General features: G+C 58.6%; 21 protein-coding genes and 1 pseudogene. 9 read left to right on the top strand and 13 right to left on the bottom strand.

The features are described 5' to 3' along the window. Nucleotides 1-256 precede the first annotated feature (256 nt). Nucleotides 257-889, top strand: a complete 633-nt coding sequence (locus L8H52_RS27680) for a hypothetical protein (protein ID WP_016986468.1) — start codon at nt 257-259, stop codon at nt 887-889. Between the two features lie 24 nt (nt 890-913). Here L8H52_RS27680 and L8H52_RS27675 read toward each other — a convergent pair. The 4 genes and pseudogenes from L8H52_RS27675 to L8H52_RS27660 all read right to left on the bottom strand — a co-directional run. After that, nucleotides 914-1,015 (bottom strand): annotated as a pseudogene (locus L8H52_RS27675) (metal ABC transporter ATP-binding protein); the annotation flags it as partial. 10 nt (nt 1,016-1,025) lie between these two features. Beyond that, nucleotides 1,026-2,552 carry a SulP family inorganic anion transporter gene (locus L8H52_RS27670; protein WP_242209709.1) on the bottom strand — a complete coding sequence of 509 codons (1,527 nt, stop codon included), beginning with the start codon at nt 2,550-2,552 and terminating at the stop codon, nt 1,026-1,028. Between the two features lie 90 nt (nt 2,553-2,642). Continuing rightward, nucleotides 2,643-3,371 carry a carbonic anhydrase gene (locus L8H52_RS27665; protein ID WP_007911720.1) on the bottom strand — a complete coding sequence of 243 codons (729 nt, stop codon included), beginning with the start codon at nt 3,369-3,371 and terminating at the stop codon, nt 2,643-2,645. Nucleotides 3,372-3,608: 237 nt separating this feature from the next. Then, a complete protein-coding gene (locus tag L8H52_RS27660; RefSeq protein ID WP_242209708.1) occupies nt 3,609-4,667 on the bottom strand; it encodes a PA0069 family radical SAM protein in 1,059 nt (352 codons plus the stop codon). Nucleotides 4,668-4,892: 225 nt separating this feature from the next. Between L8H52_RS27660 and L8H52_RS27655 the strand changes: the two genes are divergently transcribed. Continuing rightward, nucleotides 4,893-5,195, top strand: coding sequence for a hypothetical protein (locus L8H52_RS27655; protein ID WP_242209707.1), 303 nt, complete (start codon nt 4,893-4,895; stop codon nt 5,193-5,195). A gap of 206 nt (nt 5,196-5,401) precedes the next feature. Next, nucleotides 5,402-5,677: a hypothetical protein gene (locus tag L8H52_RS27650; protein WP_242209706.1), complete on the top strand. Its 276-nt coding sequence runs from the start codon at nt 5,402-5,404 to the stop codon at nt 5,675-5,677. A gap of 59 nt (nt 5,678-5,736) precedes the next feature. Here the strand turns inward: L8H52_RS27650 and L8H52_RS27645 are convergent, their stop codons facing one another. From L8H52_RS27645 to L8H52_RS27635, 3 genes are read right to left on the bottom strand one after another with little or no spacing between them, the layout of a single operon-like run. Next, nucleotides 5,737-7,038 (bottom strand): cytochrome c, encoded by a 1,302-nt coding sequence (locus L8H52_RS27645; protein ID WP_242209705.1) that lies wholly within the window; start codon nt 7,036-7,038, stop codon nt 5,737-5,739. Nucleotides 7,039-7,050: 12 nt separating this feature from the next. Continuing rightward, a complete protein-coding gene (locus L8H52_RS27640) occupies nt 7,051-8,835 on the bottom strand; it encodes a GMC family oxidoreductase (protein WP_242209704.1) in 1,785 nt (594 codons plus the stop codon). A gap of 2 nt (nt 8,836-8,837) precedes the next feature. Continuing rightward, nucleotides 8,838-9,581, bottom strand: coding sequence for a gluconate 2-dehydrogenase subunit 3 family protein (locus tag L8H52_RS27635; RefSeq protein ID WP_242209703.1), 744 nt, complete (start codon nt 9,579-9,581; stop codon nt 8,838-8,840). A 305-nt stretch (nt 9,582-9,886) separates the two neighbouring features. Here L8H52_RS27635 and L8H52_RS27630 point away from each other — a divergent pair, with 305 nt between their 5' ends. Continuing rightward, the gene (locus L8H52_RS27630) at nt 9,887-10,534 is read left to right on the top strand and encodes a dual specificity protein phosphatase family protein (RefSeq protein ID WP_242209702.1); all 648 of its coding nucleotides are present in this window, start codon (nt 9,887-9,889) and stop codon (nt 10,532-10,534) included. Nucleotides 10,535-10,542: 8 nt separating this feature from the next. Here the strand turns inward: L8H52_RS27630 and L8H52_RS27625 are convergent, their stop codons facing one another. The 3 genes from L8H52_RS27625 to prlC form a co-directional block, all read right to left on the bottom strand. Continuing rightward, nucleotides 10,543-12,567 carry a M3 family metallopeptidase gene (locus L8H52_RS27625; RefSeq protein ID WP_242209701.1) on the bottom strand — a complete coding sequence of 675 codons (2,025 nt, stop codon included), beginning with the start codon at nt 12,565-12,567 and terminating at the stop codon, nt 10,543-10,545. Between the two features lie 112 nt (nt 12,568-12,679). Then, on the bottom strand, nt 12,680-12,973 hold the full coding sequence (locus L8H52_RS27620; RefSeq protein WP_242209700.1) for a YheV family putative zinc ribbon protein: 294 nt from the start codon (nt 12,971-12,973) through the stop codon (nt 12,680-12,682). Further along, on the bottom strand, nt 12,970-15,021 hold the full coding sequence (gene prlC, locus L8H52_RS27615) for an oligopeptidase A (RefSeq protein ID WP_242209699.1): 2,052 nt from the start codon (nt 15,019-15,021) through the stop codon (nt 12,970-12,972). The genes L8H52_RS27620 and prlC overlap by 4 nt, the downstream gene beginning before the upstream one ends. 88 nt (nt 15,022-15,109) lie before the next feature. Between prlC and L8H52_RS27610 the strand changes: the two genes are divergently transcribed. Beyond that, complete coding sequence (locus tag L8H52_RS27610; protein WP_242209698.1) at nt 15,110-15,655, top strand: gamma carbonic anhydrase family protein; 546 nt, start codon at nt 15,110-15,112, stop codon at nt 15,653-15,655. A gap of 29 nt (nt 15,656-15,684) precedes the next feature. Beyond that, nucleotides 15,685-16,335 carry an HAD family hydrolase gene (locus tag L8H52_RS27605; protein ID WP_242209697.1) on the top strand — a complete coding sequence of 217 codons (651 nt, stop codon included), beginning with the start codon at nt 15,685-15,687 and terminating at the stop codon, nt 16,333-16,335. A gap of 100 nt (nt 16,336-16,435) precedes the next feature. Here L8H52_RS27605 and L8H52_RS27600 read toward each other — a convergent pair whose 3' ends face one another. After that, a complete protein-coding gene (locus L8H52_RS27600) occupies nt 16,436-17,512 on the bottom strand; it encodes an aminopeptidase (RefSeq protein WP_242209696.1) in 1,077 nt (358 codons plus the stop codon). A gap of 59 nt (nt 17,513-17,571) precedes the next feature. On the opposite strand from L8H52_RS27600, the gene L8H52_RS27595 reads away from it, so the two are divergent. Together L8H52_RS27595 and L8H52_RS27590 are read left to right on the top strand one after the other, a co-directional pair. Then, a complete protein-coding gene (locus L8H52_RS27595) occupies nt 17,572-17,994 on the top strand; it encodes a hypothetical protein (RefSeq protein ID WP_242209695.1) in 423 nt (140 codons plus the stop codon). A 40-nt stretch (nt 17,995-18,034) separates the two neighbouring features. Beyond that, on the top strand, nt 18,035-18,454 hold the full coding sequence (locus L8H52_RS27590) for a hypothetical protein (protein ID WP_242209694.1): 420 nt from the start codon (nt 18,035-18,037) through the stop codon (nt 18,452-18,454). Nucleotides 18,455-18,460: 6 nt separating this feature from the next. Here the strand turns inward: L8H52_RS27590 and L8H52_RS27585 are convergent, their stop codons facing one another. Next, nucleotides 18,461-18,700 carry a DUF1161 domain-containing protein gene (locus tag L8H52_RS27585; RefSeq protein WP_242209693.1) on the bottom strand — a complete coding sequence of 80 codons (240 nt, stop codon included), beginning with the start codon at nt 18,698-18,700 and terminating at the stop codon, nt 18,461-18,463. Between the two features lie 247 nt (nt 18,701-18,947). Then, on the bottom strand, nt 18,948-19,379 hold the full coding sequence (locus L8H52_RS27580) for an OsmC family protein (RefSeq protein WP_242209692.1): 432 nt from the start codon (nt 19,377-19,379) through the stop codon (nt 18,948-18,950). A gap of 242 nt (nt 19,380-19,621) precedes the next feature. On the opposite strand from L8H52_RS27580, the gene L8H52_RS27575 reads away from it, so the two are divergent. After that, entirely contained in the window at nt 19,622-20,623 is a 1,002-nt protein-coding gene (locus tag L8H52_RS27575; protein ID WP_242209691.1) for an LLM class flavin-dependent oxidoreductase, read from the top strand. Nucleotides 20,624-20,637 lie beyond the last annotated feature (14 nt).

The raw sequence follows: 20,637 nt of genomic DNA, 5'->3' as shown, positions 1-20,637 counted from the left end.
CGTCATCAGCTAACTCCATTCACTGGCGAGTATAGACAGCGACGGGAAATTGCAATGTGTGGACGTAAATGATCTGAAACAGCTGGCACTTGCTTTCAAGGGCACGAATGGAGAAGGATGCAGACGAGTGGTGGCAAATCGATATAACGCAGGTGCATCAAGGATGAAATAATTATGACAAATGCGTCTTAGCATTTTTCGTAAGCCAGCTAAGTTATGTCTTCCCTATTTCATTGCCTTGTTTCCTGGAGTTTTCATGAACACCGCCGCATTGCGCGAGCAGATTAAAAAAGCCCGACAACACGAAAACGAAACCGGACGGCTGACCCGTCAGCTGGAAGAACAACTGCCTCATCTACACCCGTCAATCCAATTGCCGGAGACCGATGCCAAGGCTGTATTGACGCGTTTTGTCGAAGCCTACATCGATGAAGTACCTGACCTGCTGGACGCAGCCAATGAAGTTGCCAGGGAAGCGGGAATCGAGTCACAGATCAAACCGGTGCTGAAAATTGCCGAGCAGTATTTCCTCCAGCCTCCCGTTGGTCTGGAACATCTGCTGGACGAGGCCTATCTGGCGCACCGCTTTGTCGAAGAGGTCAACGACCTGTACATCAAGCATTTCGGCCAGCCACTGATCCCCCTGGACATGACGGTCGCCAATCTGATTGCTCACCAGTTGCTCGGTGAGAAATTTGCCAACGAACTGGATGAAGTCGTCCACCACGCGGTGGACAGCATGCTCGACGATGACAGCTTTGCGCTGGAGTCGGTGGAAGCCTACCGCGAAAAACTCAGCAGCCCGGACACCGGCGCTGCGTGGAAACGCTGGCCGTGCATGGGCCGCCGACTGGGTGTGGGCCTCGAGCTCGACCAGCCTGCTGCATAACCCTCATACGCCGTAGATCCAATGTGGGAGCGAGCTTGCTCGCGAATGCAGTGTGTCATTCACCATCATGGTTGACTGATCCACCGCTTTCGCGAGCAAGCTCGCTCCCACAGGGTCTGTTGCCAGGTCGGGATTTTTAGCCGGCCGCGCCGATTCCGGTATTGGTCCGCACCCTGCCTTCAAGCCTGCGCTTCAACCCGCGCGACTCAATCAACAGCTTCGAACCCTTCGCCGCATTCGCCCGGCCCCATTCCTCCAGCAACTCCAGACACGAATGGTCGATGTAGCTCAGATTGTTCAGCGGCACATGCACCGTCGTCCCCTGCGGAATACTGCCCAGCACTTGCGTCAGCGCCGGCACCTTGAGGAATGTCGCCGCACCGACCAGACGCAACTCCATCTCACCGTCCTGCGGCAGATCGATCAGGCTGATCTTCAAACGCGAAGCCTTGAACGCCAGCTTCAACATCGTCAGACCGAAACCGATCAGCACACCGGTCAGCAGGTCGGTGAAGATGATCGCCAGCGCCGTCGCTGCGTAGGTGAACATCGGCATCCGCCCATAACGACCCAGGCCTCGAAACGCCTTGAGATCGACCAGTTTGAAACCGGTATAGACCAGCACGCCCGCCAGACTCGCCACCGGAATGCTTTGCAGCACGCTCGACAGCAACAGCACGAACGCCAGCAGCCACAGGCCATGGAAGATCGTTGAATAACGCGTGGTCGCGCCGGCCTGGACGTTGGCCGAGCTGCGCACGATCACCCCGGTCATCGGCAGCGCGCCGACCAGACCGCAGAGCATATTGCCGACCCCTTGCGCCGACAGTTCACGGTCGAAGTCCGAGCGTACGCCGCTGTGCATGCGATCCACCGCTGCGGCGGACAGCAAAGTTTCGGCGCTGGCGATAAACGCCACGGCGAAGGCGGCGATCAGCAGCGTCGGGTCGGCCAGGCTGAGCAGGTCCGCAGGCTTGAGCCAATCAATAGCTTCCGCCAGATTCGCCGGCACCTCGACGCGTTTGACCTGCAACGCCAACAGCAGACTGGCGCCTGTTGCCAGACCCACACCGAGCAATGCACCCGGAACGAAGCGCAACGAATGCGGGCGAAACTTCTCCCACAACCACATCACCGCAATCGTCGACAGACCCAACAGCCCGGCCTGCCAGCCAAACGATGGCAAGGCCTGCGCCACGGCCGCCGGGAATGCCGTGAGGTTATCCAGGCCAGAGGGCTTCGGTGACGCATCAAGCATCACATGCACCTGCGACAGCACGATCAAGACGCCAATCCCCGCCAGCATCCCGTACACCACCGCTGGCGCCGTGACCCGAAACCAGCAACCGAGCTTCAAGCGCCCGGCGACCAGTTGCAGAAAACCGGCGAGCAGCAGAATCGGCCCGAGCATCTCGATACCGTGCTGACGCACCAGTTCAAACACCAACACCGCCAGCCCCGCCGCCGGCCCGCTGACCTGTAACGGCGAACCCGCCAGCCAACCGACCACCAGACCACCGATGATCCCGGTGATCAGCCCTTTGGCCGGCGGCAACCCTGACGCGATCGCAATACCCATGCACAGCGGCAGGGCGACCAGAAACACAACCACTGAAGCGAGCAGCTCCCGTGGCAACACCGCTTTCAATTGAGCCGCACGCATGGCGATTCTCCCGAAGTTTTCTTCAGGCATGGCGAGGCCGGGTCGCTGAATCAGCGACCGGCGTCAAACCACACAGATGTTTAGGAGGATTTAGAAGCGCGCTTTAGGCGTCGCCACCGGAATCGGATGGCTGCCGTCGAGCGGCAGGAAACGTCCCTGATCCGCGTCGTAAGCTTTGATTTCGCTGGTTTCGATGTCGTAGACCCAGCCATGGATGAACAAATGACCGTTCGCCATGCGCGAGGCTACCGAAGGATGGGTACGCAAGTGCTGCAATTGGGCGATGACGTTTTCCTCGGTGAGGATCGGCATGCTTTCTTTTTCGTCGGCGCAGTTACAGTTCTCATGCACCATGGTTTTCGCGACTTCAGCGTGGCGCAGCCAGGCTTTGACCGTCGGCATTTTTTCCAGGCTGTCCGGATTGAGCACTGCACGCATGGCACCGCAATCGGAGTGGCCGCAGATGATGATGTGCTGCACGCCGAGCGCCAGTACCGCGTATTCGATTGCGGTGGAAACGCCGCCGTTCATCTGCCCGTAAGGCGGCACGACATTGCCGACGTTGCGGGTCACGAACAGATCGCCGGGCGAGCTGTGGGTAATCAGCTCGGGGACGATGCGCGAGTCAGCGCAGGTGATGAACATCGCCTTGGGCGCCTGAGCGGTGGCGAGTTTCTTGAAGAGTTCTTCCTGCTGTGGGAAGACCTCATGATGAAAATGCAAAAAGCCGTCTACGATCTGTCGCAGCGCTGCATCGGCGGATTCCGCTTCAGGGGTTTGCGCCGACGCAGCCAACGGCTGTTTATCCTTGTCACTCATGATTCATCCTCTTTGGCGGATTAGGGGAGTCATTCCCATGTATTCCGGTATGAAGCCAGTGGCTGTTTAAACATCCGGGTCATCCCGACCCGTCAGTCACTCGATGAACAAGGTAGCCGCCGAAACTTAACTCAAACTGAATCAAACGCTCTAGAACGTGTGTTCCAGGTCACAAAAAACGTGACTGGGTGATTTCGGCGGAAGGATTCCAACCCCTCAACCATAGGCCAATTGTCGCTAAATCAAAGACATCTGGCGACCCGGCGGACAGAAGGCTGTGCAATCGAGGTTATAGCCATCGCGACGATTCATGCCAAGACGCTTGATCGCTTTGGCAAAGCGTTGCGCGAGCAGATCGGCGAACACCCCTTCACCGCGCATGCGCGCGCCAAAACGGCTGTCGTAGAGCTCGCCGCCCCGGCTCTGGCGGATCAGGCTCAACACATGGGCGGCGCGTTGCGGATAGTGCGCGGCGAGCCATTCTTCAAATAGCGGCGCCACTTCCAGCGGCAGGCGCAACATCATGTAGGCCGCGCTTTGTGCTCCGGCCGCATGGGCTTCGCTGAGCAGACTCTCGATTTCGCTGTCGTTGATCATCGGAATCATCGGCGAACACAGCACGCCGACCGGAATGCCTGCTTCGCGCATTACCCGAATAGCGCGCAACCGCGCTTTGGGGGCAGCGGCGCGTGGTTCCAGAATGCGTTTGAGTTCGTCGTCCAGCGTGGTCAGGCTGATCATCACGGCTACTAACCGTTGCTGCGCCAGTTCGGTGAGCAGGTCGAGGTCGCGCAGGATCAGCGAACCTTTGGTGACGATGGTCACCGGGTGCTTATAGCGCAGCAGCACTTCGAGGGTCTGCCGGGTGATTTTGTGTTCACGCTCGATCGGCTGATACGGGTCGGTGTTGGAACCCAGATTGATCGGCGCACATTGATAGCCTTTCTTTCCGAGCTGTTCTTCCAGCACTTGGGCGGCGTTGGTCTTGGCGATCAGCTTCGTTTCGAAATCCAGCCCGGGCGACATGTCCCAATAGGCGTGGCTGGGCCGTGCATAGCAATAGATGCAGCCGTGTTCGCAGCCTCGGTAGGGGTTAATCGAGCGGTCGAAGGGCAGATCCGGAGATGTGTTGCGGGTGATGATGGTTTTTGCGGTTTCGATCATCACCTCGGTGCCTTGGGTCAGCGGCACTTCCTGATACCAGCCGTCGTCCTCGGCCACCGAACGGTTCGGCGCGAAGCGGTTGTGCGGGTTGGTCGCGGTGCCGCGACCGCGGGGTGGGAGAGGGTTGATCATTGGGCGGGCTCCTGATCTGTATATGCATACAGTACCTGAGCGCAGCCGGTGTGATCCAGTACCGTTCAGCGATGGGGCTTTTTGAATTCTAAAGTTTATATAGAGGTGCAAAGTCTAAATACAACCCGAGATACAGTTGTTCCATTGTCGCGACAAGTTATCGAATATAGTCTTGGCCACTTCCATCGGCATTTGTCCGATAACTAAATTAAAAGGATTTAATTCATGTCGTATCTCAATCAACGTGGCGTCTTTATGCAACTGATGCTGCCCAATGCATCGGAGCCCAATACCATTGTTTCGATGCAACTTGCGCGCAAGGAGCTGGGTTGGAACGCCGAGCAGGAACTGCCCACCGAGGCACTGGTCGACTCGATCTACGTGGTGGCGGTGTCCAGCGACCGTGGCAAGACCTTCACCATTCGCACCAACAAGAAAGATGTCGACGGTGATGGCGATATTGATAACGACGACAAAACGAAGTTGATTGCACTGGCCAAGGCTTATGTAAGTATCGTTAATCCGTAATTGAAAATGTAAGAGTCTCACAGCAAATAAAAATAAGTCCTGCATGACGACTCATGCAGGACTTTATTGTTTTAGAAGAAGAGACGGTAAATGACAGGTGGCCAGTAAAAGACTGGCTGGGCATACACCCTGTCAGCTCTGACAGTAGACCGGAATACTCGCCAAACCTAATCTTAAGCACGCAATCAATCTGCAGGGTTTCATCCATGGCTATCAGAATACTGCTGGAAATCGCGGATATGGATCGGGATGCAAGTCCGGAAATCGCTTTTTATCACTACAGCGAAGACGCGACCGAAATGATGGATTACGACTATTCGCTTTTTGCTTCGTCGTCGCAGGCCAATGGTCGTTATGACCTGATCTCCGAAGACGCCGTCGATGCTGACGGTGATGGCGACATCGACAAATACGACGAGAAGCTCTATCTGCAACTGGCCGATGCATTTGCGCAGTTCAAAGGCTTTCAGCCCAAGCGTTGACCGTCCGCTGGCACCGCACGAAAAGTCGAACCGTGCCAGCGGAGTGTCAATCAGGTCCGTCAGTTATGCGTGGTGACTTGCCCCAAATCATCCCCGGAAGTCGTTTGCATATCGTACTTGCGTAGATTGGCTACATCTTCAGCGTCAACCGGCGCGCCTTTGTTGCCCCAACTGCCACGAATGAAACTCACCACATCCGCCACTTCCTGATCCGACAGTCGCCAGGCGAAACCGGGCATGGTGAAGGTCGACGGTGCCGTGTGCGTGGCTGGCAACGTACCGCCCTTGAGCACGATGTGGATCAGCGATGTCGGGTCTTCCGATTGCAGCACCGGATTACCGGCCAGCGCCGGGAATACCCGGTTGTAGCCGTGGCCGTCGGTGCGGTGGCACGCCGCGCAGTTGTCGATGTACACCGCAGCGCCACGCTGACTGTCATCCCCTTTCCACAGCGCCTTGGCTGCTTTTTCATCGTACTGATGCGGTTGATCGTTCGGATCACTGGCTGGCAACGACTTGAGGTAGCGGGCAATCGCTGTCAGGTCGGCATCGGTCATGTATTGCATGCTGTGGGTGACCACGTCGCTCATGCCGCCGAACACCGCGCTGCGGTCGCTGCGCCCGGTTTTGAGGAACTGCACCAGTTGTTCCTCGTTCCAGCCGCCGAGGCCGTCCTTGTGATCGCCGCGCAGGCTTTTGGCAATCCAGCCTTCCAGCGGCGCGCTACCGGCGAGGAAGGTTGTGCCGTCAGCCGCACTCAGGGATTTTTCCTGCATGGTCAGCGCGCGCGGGGTGTGACAGGCGCCGCAGTGGCCGAGGCCTTCGACCAGATACGCGCCGCGATCGATCACCGGGTCGGTACTCGTCGCTTTGTAGTCCTCGACCTTCGGCGCAAACATCCAGCGCCAGCCCATCAGCGGCCAGCGCATGCTCAACGGCCACGGAATGTCGCTGGCCTTGTTTTCCTGCGCCACCGGTTCTACGCCATGCATGAAGTACGCGTACAGCGCCTGCATATCGGTTTCGCTGACACGCGCGTAGGACGGATACGGCATCGCCGGGTACAACGGACTACCGTTTTTAGCGACGCCATGGCGTACGGCCTGATCGAAGTCTTCGAAGCTGTATTCACCGACGCCGGTCTTGTCCGGGGTGATGTTGGTCGAGTAGATCGTGCCGATCGGGGTTTCCATCGGCAGGCCACCGGCGAACGGTTTGCCGCCCTTGGCGGTGTGGCAAGCCACGCAATCACCGGCGCGGGCGAGGTATTCGCCCTGTTTGATCAGACTTTGATCAACTTCAGCCGCATGAATCGAGGCGCTGCCGAGCAGCGCCAGAGTCGCGATAACGAGATTTTTCATGGTCATCGCTCCTTAAGCCTGAACCAGCGGGCCGGGGTTTTTCAGGTACTGCTCGCGGATCGCCTTCGCCGACCAGTAGGTCAGTGCCGCAACCAGCCCGGTCGGGTTGTAACCGAGGCCTTGCGGGAACGCCGAGGCGCCCGGAACGAAGACGTTGTGCACGTCCCAGCTCTGCAAGTAGCGGTTCAGCGCGCTCTTCTTCGGATCGGTGCCCATGATCGCGCCGCCGTTGAGGTGGGTGGTCTGGTAAGAGGCGGTGTTGAAGTGGTCGCCGACTTTCTTGCCGATCACCGCGATGGCTTTCGGGCCCATCGCCTCGGCAACCTTGCCCATTTTCTCAACCATGAAGCGGTTCATCTTGATGTCGTTTTCCTGCCAGTCGAAGGTCATTCGCAGCAGCGGCAAGCCGTAGGCATCGCGGTATACCGGGTCGAGATCGAGGTAGTTGCCTCGGTAAGACTGATGCGCGCCGTGGGCGTCCATCGACACCTGGTGGGTGTAGTAATCGGCGGTCGCGCGTTTCCACGCACTGCCCCAAGCTGGGGTGCCCGGCGGGTTCGAAGTGCCGGCAATCGGCCGGCTGCCAGCCTGGTTGACCCACATCGGCGAGCCGCCGACGAAGCCGTGTGGGCCGTGATCGAAGTTGTCGGCGTTGAAATCGTCCAGCGCCACGCCGTTGCCGCCGGCGCCGATGAAGTTGTTGGTGTGGGTGTCCTTGTCGAAGAACGCCTTGATGGTCGCCATGTTCTGGTAGGCGAAATTACGCCCGACCACGCCTTCGCCAGTGATCGGGTCGTACGGCTTGCCAATCCCGGACAGCAGCATCAGGCGCACGTTGTGCAACTGGAACGCGCCGAGGATCACCAGATCCGCCGGCTGCTCGATCTCGCGACCCTGCGCGTCGATGTAGGTCACGCCGGTGGCTTTGCTCTTGGTGCTGTCGAGGTTGATGCGCAGCACGTGGGCGTTGGCGCGCAGCTCAAAATTCGGCAGCGGCTTCAGCGCCGGCAGAATGTTCACGTTCGGCGACGCCTTGGAATACATGTAGCAGACATAGCCGCTGCAGAAACCGCAGAAGTTGCACGGGCCCATTTGTGCGCCGTAAGGGTTGGTGTACGGCCCGGAGGTGTTTGCCGAAGGCAGGTTGTAAGGCTTGTAACCGACCTCTGTAGCCGCTTTGCCGAACAGCTGTGCGGACACCGTGTTCTTCTGCGCTTCCAGTGGGAACGGGTTGGAACGATCCGGCGCGTAGGGGTTGCCACCCTTGCCCTGACCGACCAGTTGGCCTTTCACCGTCCAGGCCTGGCCCGAGGTGCCGAAGACTTTTTCAGCAAAGTCGAAGAACGGCTCCAGCTCTTCATAGCTGACGCCGAAGTCCTGGATGGTCATGTCCTTGGGGATAAAGCTTTTGCCATAGCGCTCCTCGTAGTGGCTGCGCATGCGCAACTCGATCGGGTCGACGCGGAAGTGCACACCCGACCAGTGCAGGCCGGCGCCGCCGACACCATTGCCCGGCAGGAACGCGCCCAACTGGCGGTTCGGCAGAGCAATGTCGTTGACGCTGTGACGGATGGTGACGGTTTCTTTCGAGATGTCCTGAAAGAGTTTTTTGCGCACGCTGTAGGTGAGTTCGTCGATCACCTGCGGATAGTTGCCGTCGGGGTAGGTGTCCTGCATCGGCCCGCGCTCCAGCGCCAGCACGTTGAGACCCGCTTCGGTCAATTCCTTGGCCATGATCGCGCCGGTCCAGCCGAAACCGACGATGACTGCGTCAACCTTCTTCATTACCGTAGCCATGCTTACGCCCTCTCGCCGCGAATCGAAACTGCCGGGAAGGGGTATTGCTCGTTGCGTTCCACCCAATCCATGAAATCGGCGCGGGCGCCGGGGAAGCCGATCATGGTCCAGCCGACCATGCCTTTGTTGCCGCCATGGATCGGGTCGCAGAAGAACCCTTCCTTGGTGTTTTGCAGCAGCAGGTTGAAGAAGATCTTCGCCGGAACCGCGTCAAACTGAGGTTTGCCGGCTTCGAGTTGCTTGAGCAAATCGTCTCGGGTAGCGCTGTCTTGCTCGGCAAATACTTTACCGTTGAGGGATTTTGCCCACTGGTCCGTGGCGGCGATGCCGAGGCGATAGATCTCTTTGGGCACCAGTTTGCTTTGCCAGCCCATTTCCGGAGCGGCGTCGGCGTTGAATGGGCCTTGCATGTACCACAGGGCACCGGCGGCGTACGGCGTGTTCATCTGGCGGTCGATGTATTCCGGCACACCGGCCTCGAGCGCGCCCGGGCCTTGGGCATCGTTGGGAATCAATTGCGCGACCGCAGCATTGATGAACGCCCATTCTTCGGCGGTGAAGTAGTTCGGCTGATACACGCCGACGTCAGCACGACCCGGTTGCGATGCCGGCGCAACGGGCGCGGCTTCGGGTGCCGCTTGCAGGACGCTGCTGCCCAGGCTGGTGCCAGCCAGGGTGACCACCGGAATCAGGGTCAGGGATTTGCGCAAAAACTCACGCCGCGGGTTGTCTCGATCTTCAGACATGGAGAAGCACCTCATCAGGGCATTAGGGGTGGCCGCTTCTGTGAGCGACTTGAAGATTTCTTGTCGAGACGGAACCGGTCTGACCCGGAGAAAAGGGACACGTCTGCAACATCATGTGACAAATGGTAGCAGGCTAAGGATCCAGACGAACCGATTCGGCGGAAAAAAGATTGATTTTTCGCACTGACGCGAGATGAAACAACGCCGATTCACATTTCTTTGACAAGCGGCTCACGCGGCTTTGACCGCTAAACCTCGAAGCTGCGATTCCTTTCATCGATCAATCTCGAAACGGTCGCCCCAGCATGTCCCGAGTGCGTTTTCTTTGTGTTTTGTGCCTGTCGCTTTTCGCTCTGTTGCCGCTGATGCCAGCCCAGGCTGCTGTCGGCGCCGTCACTGGCCGTCCGGCCGATTGGGCACAGCCGGTCGAAGTGCAATACAACTTGTTCCAGATGTCGCCGACCCTGTTCCGCAGCGCTTTGCCTGACGGCGGCGCGGTGCCGCTGCTGAAAAATCTCAAAGTCGCCACGGTGATCAACTTTCTCCCGGAAGCCGATAGCAGTTGGCTGTCCGAACCTGGCATCAACCAGGTGCAGTTGCCCTACCGCACCAACCATGTCGACGATGCTGATGTGCTTAAAACCCTGCGTGCGATTCAGGCTGCCGAAGCCAATGGCCCGGTGCTGATGCATTGCAAGCACGGTTCCGACCGCACCGGCCTGATGGCGGCGATGTATAGAGTGGTGATTCAGGGCTGGAGCAAAGAGGATGCCTTGAGCGAAATGACCCAAGGTGGTTTCGGCGACAGTACCCACTTCAAGGACGGTATTCGCTACATGATGCAGGTAGATGTCGACAAATTACGCACGGCGTTGGCCAATGGCGATTGCAGTACCAGTGCTTTCGCCACCTGTTCGATGAAAAGCTGGTTCAAGTCCGCCCACGTCGAGTGATCGGCGCGTCAGTCCGGTTGCGCTGCCAGAGCTGTCTGAACCGGCTGGCCGACGAAGATTTCCAGCGCGGCCACCAGTGAAATCGAATCGCCGGAGAAGAACGCTTCACGCAATTTCCGGCCGGTTTGCGCATTGAATACCCCATCGCGCTCGATGCGCTTGAACGCTTCGCTGGCCAGTACGCCTGACCATTTGTAGGCGTAGACCGAGGCTTCGTAACCGGTCACCAGATAATCGAAACTGTTGGCAAAGCGGCAATAGGCGGGGAGTTGCAGTTGCGGTATTTGTTGCAGCACCGCTTCGAAGCACTGTTGCGCATTGCGGCCATTTTCTTCGCTGCGATGCAATTCCAGATCGAGTAACGCCTCAAGCAGCAGCGTGGCGGTATCACGACTGGTGTGGGTCGCGATGGCGGCCAGCGCTGACATCAGCTGTGTGCGGCTTAGCGGCGCGCGGGTTTTGTAGTGTGCTGAAAGCCACTGAAGCAGCTCCGCTGAAAGGCTGAATTGTTCAAACAGTTGCCCGGCGAACTCACCGGTATCACGCCCCAGTTGCGAGATACCCGACAGGTTGTGGTGGGGCGAGCGGGTCAGCACCTGTTGCAGGCAATGCCCGAACTCATGGAACAGCACGCGCAGATCCTTGTGTGAAAGCAGGCAGGGATGTTCGCTGGTCGCGGCAGGGAAGTTGCAGTGGAGGATGGCGATCGGCAGGGCCGGCCGGCCCTCGGCATTGATGCGTCGGTTGCGCACGGTATTGGTCAAGGCAAAGTCGGGGGCATCCTCGCGATGAAAGGGGTCAAAGTAGATGTACCCCATCACCTGATCGTATTCGCTGACTTCCAACAGGCGTACATCCTCGTGCCAATGGCTGAGGTCTTGCTGCTCGGCGAGTTTGATAGCGAACAGATGTTCATTGAACTGGCAGAACCGGCGCAGCGTTTCATCCAGCGGAAAATACTCGCCAAGCCTTTCCAATATGCTCGCCGAGCGTTGCTGACGTAATTGCTCAGCGAAAAACTCGAAATCCCAGGCCTGCAGTTCTGCGACGCCATGCGTTGCGGCAAATGCCTGCAAAGCCTGGATGTCCTGCTCCAGTGATGCGCGAGTGTGCTCGATTTGTTGCTTCAGAAAATATTCGACCTGAGCGGGCGAGTTGGCCATGTGATTTGAAAGCCGCAAGTGGGCAAAGCTCTCGAAACCCAGCAACTCGGCTTTTTCATGGCGTAACCCGAGTAACTTTTGCAGGACCGGACCGTTGTCGTACTGAGAAGCATGCGGTCCTTGGTCCGAGGCCCGGGTGCAATAAGCGCGGAAATACTCTTCGCGCAAATCCCGGTCTCGCGCATTTTTCATGATGTATTCGTAAGTGTTGCGATCCAGCGTCAATAACCAGCCGCTTTTCCCCGCTCGACGTGCATTGAGCGCCAGCCGATCCTTGAACGCGGCTGACAAGCCGTCGAGCGTCGCCGTCTGGTCAATCTGCTTGCTCCAGGCGGCGTTGCTGCGCTCCAGATTGATTTGGAACAATTGCTCCTGAAGCTCGATGTCGAGGTTTATCGCGGTTAACCGCAGTCGCGGTCCGGCAGGCAACTCGATGCCCGACAGACGAAAACCGCGCAGGGTCTTGGCCAACGACGCTTTGCGAAAGCCATCGAAGCTGTCGGCGATCGGGCTCTGCTGCAGACGTTGATAAGTGTGATAGAGCTCCAGATTGGCAGACTTCTGCATCCGATAGCGTGCCGCAGTGATGCTGCACAGGGCGCTTTGTTCTATCCAGTCGACATCAGCACTTTTGACCGTCGAGAGCACATCGATGACGCCCATGGTTTCAGCGAGCCGTGCGTCGGCTTCGGCGATGGCAATCACCAGATCATCCCAATTGGGGTGGTCGGTCTGGGTGGCGATCACTTCGGCGATGATCCGCTGATTATCGGCCACGATGGCATCGATGGCGGGTGCCAGGTGCTCGGCCTTTATGTCGGACCAGGCCGGCAGCTGCCAGCGTTGTAGCAGGGGATTGGTAGGGGGCATCGCGTCTTCCTTGACCGTAGGTTGAAAAATTCAGCCTACGGAGAAAGCGCAAGGGCAAGGCATTAGATAGATACCACCTCGCACCGTTGATTCGGTGCGAGGTGGTCACGGCTCAATTTGGCTGGTCAGGCTTCTTTTTCAGTTTCGGGTTGGGGAAAAACTGCACGGCTTGTACAGTTTTGTCCGGCGCAGGCTTGTTGATTGCGCTGGTATTGACTCGCGTGCCCAATTCTTTCGGTACCGAAAGTCCTTGCTCGTTGAGTGTGTCGGAGTAACCGCAAGCCACACATTCACGATGCGGCACGCTGTCTTCGTTCCACATCATCAATTTGTCCGGCTCGCTGCACGCCGGGCAGACCGCCCCGGCGATAAAGCGTTTCTTGGTAATCACAGGCCCGTCACTCATGCTGCCGCGTCCTCACTCAGGCCGCTGTGGCGCAACAGTGCGTCAATCGACGGCTCACGGCCACGGAAGTCGACGAACAGCACCATCGGTGCCTGCGAACCACCGCGCGCCAGAATCGCTTCGCGGAATGCACGACCGGTTTCTGCGTTGAGCACGCCGTCTTCTTCAAACTTCGAGAAGGCATCCGCCGACAGCACTTCCGCCCACTTGTAGCTGTAGTAACCCGCCGCGTAACCGCCGGCGAAGATGTGCGCGAAGCTGTTCGGGAAGCGGTTGTAGGCCGGTGGGCGCATGACAGACACTTCGTCACGCACGCCTTCGAGCACCTGCGCAACGCTGCGGCCGTCACCGTGGGTGGCGTGCAGTTCGAAGTCGAACAGCGAGAACTCCAGCTGACGGACCATCATCAGGCCGGACTGGAAGTTTTTCGCCGCGAGCATTTTTTCCAGCAGGTCCTGCGGCAGCGGCTCGCCGCTTTCGTAATGGCCGGAAATCAACGCCAGGCCTTCCGGCTCCCAGCACCAGTTTTCCATGAACTGGCTTGGCAGCTCGACCGCATCCCACGCCACGCCGTTGATGCCGGAAACACCGGCGTGATCAACGCGGGTCAGCAGGTGATGCAGGCCATGACCGAACTCGTGGAACAGCGTGGTCACTTCATCGTGGGTCAGCAGCGCAGGCTTGCCACTGTCAGCCGGGGTGAAGTTGCACACCAGATTGGCCACCGGGCTTTGCAGCACGCCGTCGACGGTGCGGCGACGGTCACGGGCACCGTCCATCCAGGCACCGCCACGCTTGTTGGCGCGGGCATAGAGGTCGAAAAAGAAGCGACCGACGTGCTGGCCGTTTTCCTTGATTTCGAACAGGCGCACGTCCGGGTGCCAGGTGTCGAAGCCTTTCTGCTCGGCGATTTCGATGCCGTACAGACGCTGCACGATGGCGAACAGACCGCCCAGTACTTTATCGATCGGGAAGTAGGCGCGCAGGGTTTCCTGAGCAACGCTGTAGCGCTGTTCACGCAACTTCTCGCCGTAGAAACCGCTGTCCCAGCTTTGCAGATCGGCGCAGCCCTGTTCCGCGGCATAGGCGCGCAGTTGTTGCAGATCCTGCGCGGCGAACGGTTTGCTGCGCTTGGCCAGATCGCGCAGGAAGCTCAGCACCTGATCACTGGATTCGGCCATTTTGGTGGCCAGGCTCAGCTCGGAGAAACTGGCGAAGCCCAACAATTTGGCCAGCTCCTGACGCAGGTCGAGGATTTCTTCCATCACAGGGCCGTTGTCGTTCTGGCCGGCATTCGGGCCTTGATCCGAGGCACGGGTGCAGTAGGCGGCGTAGACTTCTTCACGCAGCGCACGGTCTTGCGCGTAGGTCATCACCGCGTAGTAGCTCGGGAATTCCAGGGTGATCAGCCAGCCATCGAAGCCTTTGGCCTGCGCGGCGGCAGCCATTTGCGCCTTGGCCGAATCGGTCAGGCCGGCGAGGGCGGCTTCGTCGCTGACGTGCTTGGTCCATGCCTGAGTGGCGTCGAGCAGTTGGTTGGAGAAGCGGCTGCCCAGCTCGGACAGTTTGCTTTGCACTTCGGCGTAGCGTTTCTGCTCGGCTTCCGGCAGGTCGATACCCGACAGACGGAAGTCACGCAGGGCGTGTTCCAGAATAGTCTTTTGCGCCACGTCGAAACCGGCGGCTTCCGGGCTGTTGGCCAGCGCTTCATAGGCCTGGAACAGCTCGCGGTTCTGGCCCATCTCGGTGGAGTAGGCGCTCAGGGCTGGCAGGCACGACTCGTAGGCTTCGCGCAATTCGGCGCTGTTGCACACGGCGTTGAGGTGACTGACCGGGCTCCACGCAGCGCCGAGGCGGTCATTGAGTTCGTCCATCGCCAGAACCAGGCCGGCCCAGGTCGGGTTCTGGACCTGGCTCTTGAGAATTTCGGCGATGGCGGCGCGGTTGTCGGCCAGGATCGTTTCGATGGCGGGCAGGACGTGTTCGGCACGGATCGTGGAGAACGGTGGCAGGTCATAGGACTGCAGCAGAGGGTTGTTCACGCTCACGGTTGGCACCTTGGCTGGGGAAACATTGCCCCATCTTAATTACAATCGGCATCATCCGCAGCTATCGGCGACAGAGAGAGAAATTATCGTGTCCGTTCGCAAGTACCAGAATCACACCCCGCGCTTGAGCAAAGGCGCGTTTGTCGACGGCTCGGCGGTGGTTATCGGCGACGTCGAAATCGGCGAAGACAGCTCCGTGTGGCCGCTGACCGTGATCCGCGGCGACATGCACCGTATCCGCATCGGTGCGCGCACCAGCGTCCAGGACGGCTGCGTGTTGCACATCACCCACGCCGGCCCGTTCAACCCGGACGGTTTCCCGCTGCTGATCGGCGATGACGTGACCATCGCCCACAAAGTCATGTTGCACGGCTGCAGCGTTGGCAGCCGCGTGTTGATCGGCATGGGCAGCATTGTCATGGACGGTGCGGTGGTCGAGGACGACGTGATCATCGGCGCCGGCAGCCTGGTGCCGCCGGGCAAGCGACTGCAAAGCGGCTTCCTCTATGTGGGTAGCCCGGTGAAACAGGTGCGAGAACTCACCGACAAGGAAAAAGCCTTCTTCACCTACAGCGCGGCGAATTACGTGAAGCTCAAGGACCTGCATCTGGCCGAAGGCTACGACACACTCTGATTCGAATTGGCGACTGCCCAGGAATTCCCATGCATTACCAAACCGTACTGTTCGACCTCGATGGCACCCTGACAGACCCACGTGAGGGCATCACCCGCTCCATTCAGTTTGCCCTCGCCAAGCTCGGCATTGATGAGCCGGACCTGACCAAACTCGAACACTTCATTGGCCCGCCGTTGTTGCAGGCGTTTATGCAGTTCTACGGCTTTGATGAGGCCAAGGCGTGGCAGGCGGTGAATTTCTACCGCGAGCGCTTCAAGGTCACTGGCCTGTATGAAAACCGCGTGTTCGACGGCGTTACGCCGTTGCTGGAAACCCTCAGCGGCCAAGGCCGCCAGCTGTACATCGCCACGTCGAAGCCGTGGGAATTTGCCCGCGAGATTGCCCGGCACTTTGATTTCGCCCGGCATTTCAAAGTGATCTACGGCAGTGAGCTGGATGGCACGCGGACCAACAAGGTTGAGCTGATTGCGCATTTGATGGCGGAAGAAGGGCTGGACCCGGCGAGTACGCTAATGATCGGCGACCGTAAGCACGACCTGATCGGTGCCCGGAGCAATGGGCTGGATGCGGCGGCGGTCGGTTATGGGTTTGGCAGTTTTGAAGAGTTGAGTGCCGAGGCGCCGGCTTATCACTTTGAAACGCTGGACGCGTTGCATCAGGCGTTTTTGCAGCTCTGATTAAATTGCCTTCGCGAGCAAGCTCGCTCCCACATTTGGAATGCATTCCCCCTGTGGGAGCGAGCTTGCTCGCGAAGGGGCCGGCTCAGCCAATGCGAAATCAGGATTTTGCCAATGCTTTCAGTGCCGCCTTACGCTCAGCCACCGGCAACCGACCCAACCGCTCAACCTCCGCATAAAACCTCAGCCAATCCCCCCCGTTGTTTTTGAACAACGCCGCAAACGCCGGCACCCACTGGTCATACAGCCCGAACGGCAGCAACCGCGCATTGTTCAGCGGCGCATTCACCCACGCGTCATAACGCTTGTCGCCAGCCCACTGGCTGTCCCTCATCAACCGATAATCCCGGCGAAACCGTTCGAACTCGGCCGCTTTGCGTTCGCGCATCTGTTCCGCCGGCAATGGCTGCGCATACAACTTCTCCAGCCGTGAGCGGGTATCGAGCACCAACTCAATAAACTGATCACGCTGCTGCAACCGTGAATCGGTATCCGCTGGCATCCCCCGAAACGCTCGCCACTGCCGCGTGCCTTGCTGCTCGACAAACGTGGCGAAGGACTCGTTGAATTCGGTGTCGTCCTTTACATAAAAGCGTTGGTGCGCCAGTTCATGAAAGATCAGCGTGGCCAGGCGCTCATCACCCCAGCCCATCATCGAATTAAGAATCGGGTCGTTGAACCAGCCCAGTGTTGAATAAGCCTCAACGCCGCCAATCGACACGTCCATGCCCTGCAGGCGCTGGATCGCCGCTTCACCGCGTGCGGCGCTCTGGTTGTAATAACCGCGATAAGCCACACACCCGGCAATCGGGAAGCAGTGGTTTTGCGGCGTCAGGGAGAACTCCGAAGTGGCGAACACATTCCACACCACGTACGGGCGATGGATGTCGGCGTAAAGCCGATAGCTCTGGTTGTCCGGCAGGTGCAAATGCTCGCTGGCAAAGGCGCGAGCCTTTTGTGACTGGGCCAGGTGCTTGCGCAGTGTCGCGTCGCGGCTCGGGTCGGCAATGACTTTTTCCACCGGCTCACGCGCGCGCAGCAATTGCAGCTGGCCGCTGGCCAACTGGCCGTAATAGCTGACGCTGGCGCAACCGTTGAGCAACAAAAACATCACAGCCGGAAACAAAACCCGAAAAACGCGATCAAGTAACCCAAGGCTTGGAAACGGCCTGCTCAAAATAAGAAATCCCCCGGAGAGTCTGCCCGCAAGACTATCCCGCCTTAAGGAGCACCGCTATGCGCATGTTGATGCTGTCAGGAGGCCTGCTGACGCTGGCCGGTTGTGCCGGATTCGGAATGCCCGATCCTGATCCCTCGCAAGCCTGGGTCGATCTCGATGCCCGGCAGCAGGACACGACGTTGCAAGCGTTGAAGGTCGATAGCAGCGTGACCGTCGACAAACGCTACTTCGAAGTGCAGCCCGGCAGCCATGAGTTGAAGGTGCGTTATCAGTTTCCGGTGGCGGCGACCAACATCGGTCCTGATGCTGAGCCGCTGTGGCGCGATTGCCAATTGAACGTGAAATTCAAGGACTTCAATGCCGGCCAGCGTTATCAGTTGCAGGCTGGCAGCATTGGTTTTCGGCCATGGGCGAAGCTCTATGACGAGCAGCGCAAAGTGGTAGGCCAGGGCACGCCGGCGGGCTGTCAGAGCAGCTGATCGGCGCTATGCTGAATATTCAGATCTGTGGATATCCATCATGCGCCAGTTGCTGTTGTTGCTCGTTGCCAGTCTTGTGGGCGGTTGTCAGACGCCGCTGCCACCGGTCGATCCGCAGATGGCCTGGGTCGATTTTTCGACGCCGACACCCGGCGGTAAAGTGCTGATGGCCGAGCGCCTCGACAAACAACGACTGAATGACGGGCGCTTCTTTCAGGTCACCCCCGGCAGTCACGAATTGCGCGTGCGGTTCGATTTCGAAGTGTTTGGTGGTGGCGGCAGCTTGATGAACGGCCCGGTAGAGCGGTTGTGTTACATGTACATCCGCTACGACCATTTCGAGGCCGGTCAGCGTTACACGCTGGAGGGCCGTTCGCTGGCTTTCACCCCGAGTGCCCGGCTGTACAACGCCAAGCGCGAAATCGTCGCCGAGGATTACGACTACGACTGCATTATCTGAGGCGACTTAGCTGTCGTTCTTCTGATAGATGATCGCTTTGGTGCCGTTTTCACATGAACCGACCACCATGGCGATGTCATGTTTTTCGGCTTCTTCCTTGGTTACGATTTCCAGTGTGTAGGACGGTACTGCTTTAGCCTGAATCTTGACTTCGATCTCTTTCTTGAGTTCTTCGCAGTCTTTGGGTGCCGCAAAAACCGAGGTGGCCAGTGCACTGCAAAGGATCGCCAAGCCAATACGTTTCATGAGTGAAGCTCCCTGAGGCAGCGCGCACGGGTGTGCGCAGAAGCTGCTGTCATTTATTCGACCACATTTTTACAGCGAGGGTTCTGACTTCGCTCACAAGTTGTGTTTTCGGTTTCAAGCTCCGGGTTGATTGTGAAATCGCCTTCGCGAGCAAGCTCGCTCCCACAATGAACGGGTCTAGCCAGAACCAATGTGGGAGCGAGCTTGCTCGCGAAGGCGTCGGCAAAGCCAACGCCTGATTCGAACCTTAAGAAATCAGTGAAGCCTCAAGCGTAATCTTCGCATTCAGCACTTTCGACACCGGGCACCCTTCCTTGGCTTTGTTGCTTAGCTCTTCGAACTGCGCTTGCGTCGCCCCGGGGATTTTCGCCTTGAGGATCAGCTTCACGGCGGTGATCGCAAAGCCGCCCTCTACCTGATCGAGCGTGACTTCAGCCTGAGTATCAATGCTGTCAGCCTTCAAGCCCGCATCGCCCAGAATCATCGAAAACGCCATGGAGAAACAGCCGGCATGCGCCGCGCCGATCAACTCTTCCGGATTGGTGCCCTTGCCGCCCTCGAAGCGCGCCTTGAAGCCGTACGGAGCTTCTTTGAGGACGCCGGTTTCGGTGGAAATCGAGCCGATACCGGTTTTCAGATCACCTGCCCAATGTGCGGATGCTTTCTTCACGATAGCCATGTCTTCCTCCTCAATCTCTGGCGCGGAAACGCCGCGTCGTCGTGGTTTTTGCTTGCAAGGCTTCTGAGGATAGACGCCAGAACAAAGTTCAGCCCGGGTTAATCGTTGACTTTTTTAGTAGGAAATTTCGACTCGGCTATTGAAACTCGGGTATATGCCCTCATTGCACAAAACACGCTTATGGATTTGGCAGGTTTTCGTTTGCAAGAAAAACCTGCCTCCTCACTCGGAGACGCAGGTTTATGAAGCAACTGTCCGACGTAAAATTTTCCACCCTCGATCTGGTGCCGGTGCGCGAGAACGGCAGCCCGGCGCAGTCGCTGCGCAATTCACTGGACCTGGCGCAGCATGTCGAGAAATTCGGCTATACGCGGTTCTGGGTGGCCGAACACCACAACATGGACGGTATCGCCAGCTCCGCGACGTCTGTATTACTCGGTTATCTGGCTGGCGGTACGTCGAGCATTCGTGTTGGCTCCGGAGGCGTAATGCTGCCCAACCATGCGCCGCTGGTGATCGCCGAGCAGTTCGGCACGCTGGAAAGCCTGTATCCGGGCCGGATCGACCTCGGCCTGGGCCGTGCGCCCGGTTCCGATCAGATGACTGCCCGCGCCTTGCGCCGCGAGCGCTCCGGCAGCGCTGACGATTTCCCCGAAGACGTTGCCGAACTGGTGCGCTACCTCGGTCCGCGTACCCCGGACCAGCGCGTGATCGCGATGCCTGGCACCGGCACCAATGTGCCGATCTGGCTGCTCGGTTCCAGTCTGTTCAGCGCGCAATTAGCCGGTGAGCGCGGTTTGCCGTATGCCTTCGCCTCGCATTTCGCTCCGCGCTTCATGCACGAGGCGATTCGCGTCTATCGCAATCACTTCAAGCCGTCGGCAGTGCTCGACAAGCCGTACGTGATGCTCGGCGTACCGCTGGTGGCGGCGGATACCGATGAACAAGCCGATTATCTGGCGACGTCGGTGTATCAGCGCATTCTGGCGTTGATGCGTGGGCAGAGCCTGGTGCAGCGTCCGCCGGTGAAAACCATGGACGGGCTGTGGCTACCGCATGAGCGTGAGGCGGTGGGGGATTTCCTGGGGCTGGCGATGGTGGGGAGTCCGCAGAAGATCCGCGCCAAGCTGGAAGTGCTGATTGAGCAGACCCAGGCGGATGAGCTGATTTTTACCAGTGACCTGTATGAGCATGCTGATCGGGTGCATTCGTACGAGTTGTTGGCGCAGGTCATGACGGGCTAAAAGGCCAAAAACCA

Origin of the sequence: Pseudomonas sp. CROZ-RG-20F-R04-15 (genome assembly GCF_022662375.1) — a bacterium.
GTDB lineage: Bacteria > Pseudomonadota > Gammaproteobacteria > Pseudomonadales > Pseudomonadaceae > Aquipseudomonas.
Note: the sequence above shows the minus strand (reverse complement) of the source record. Positions and strands in the feature narration are given on the sequence as shown.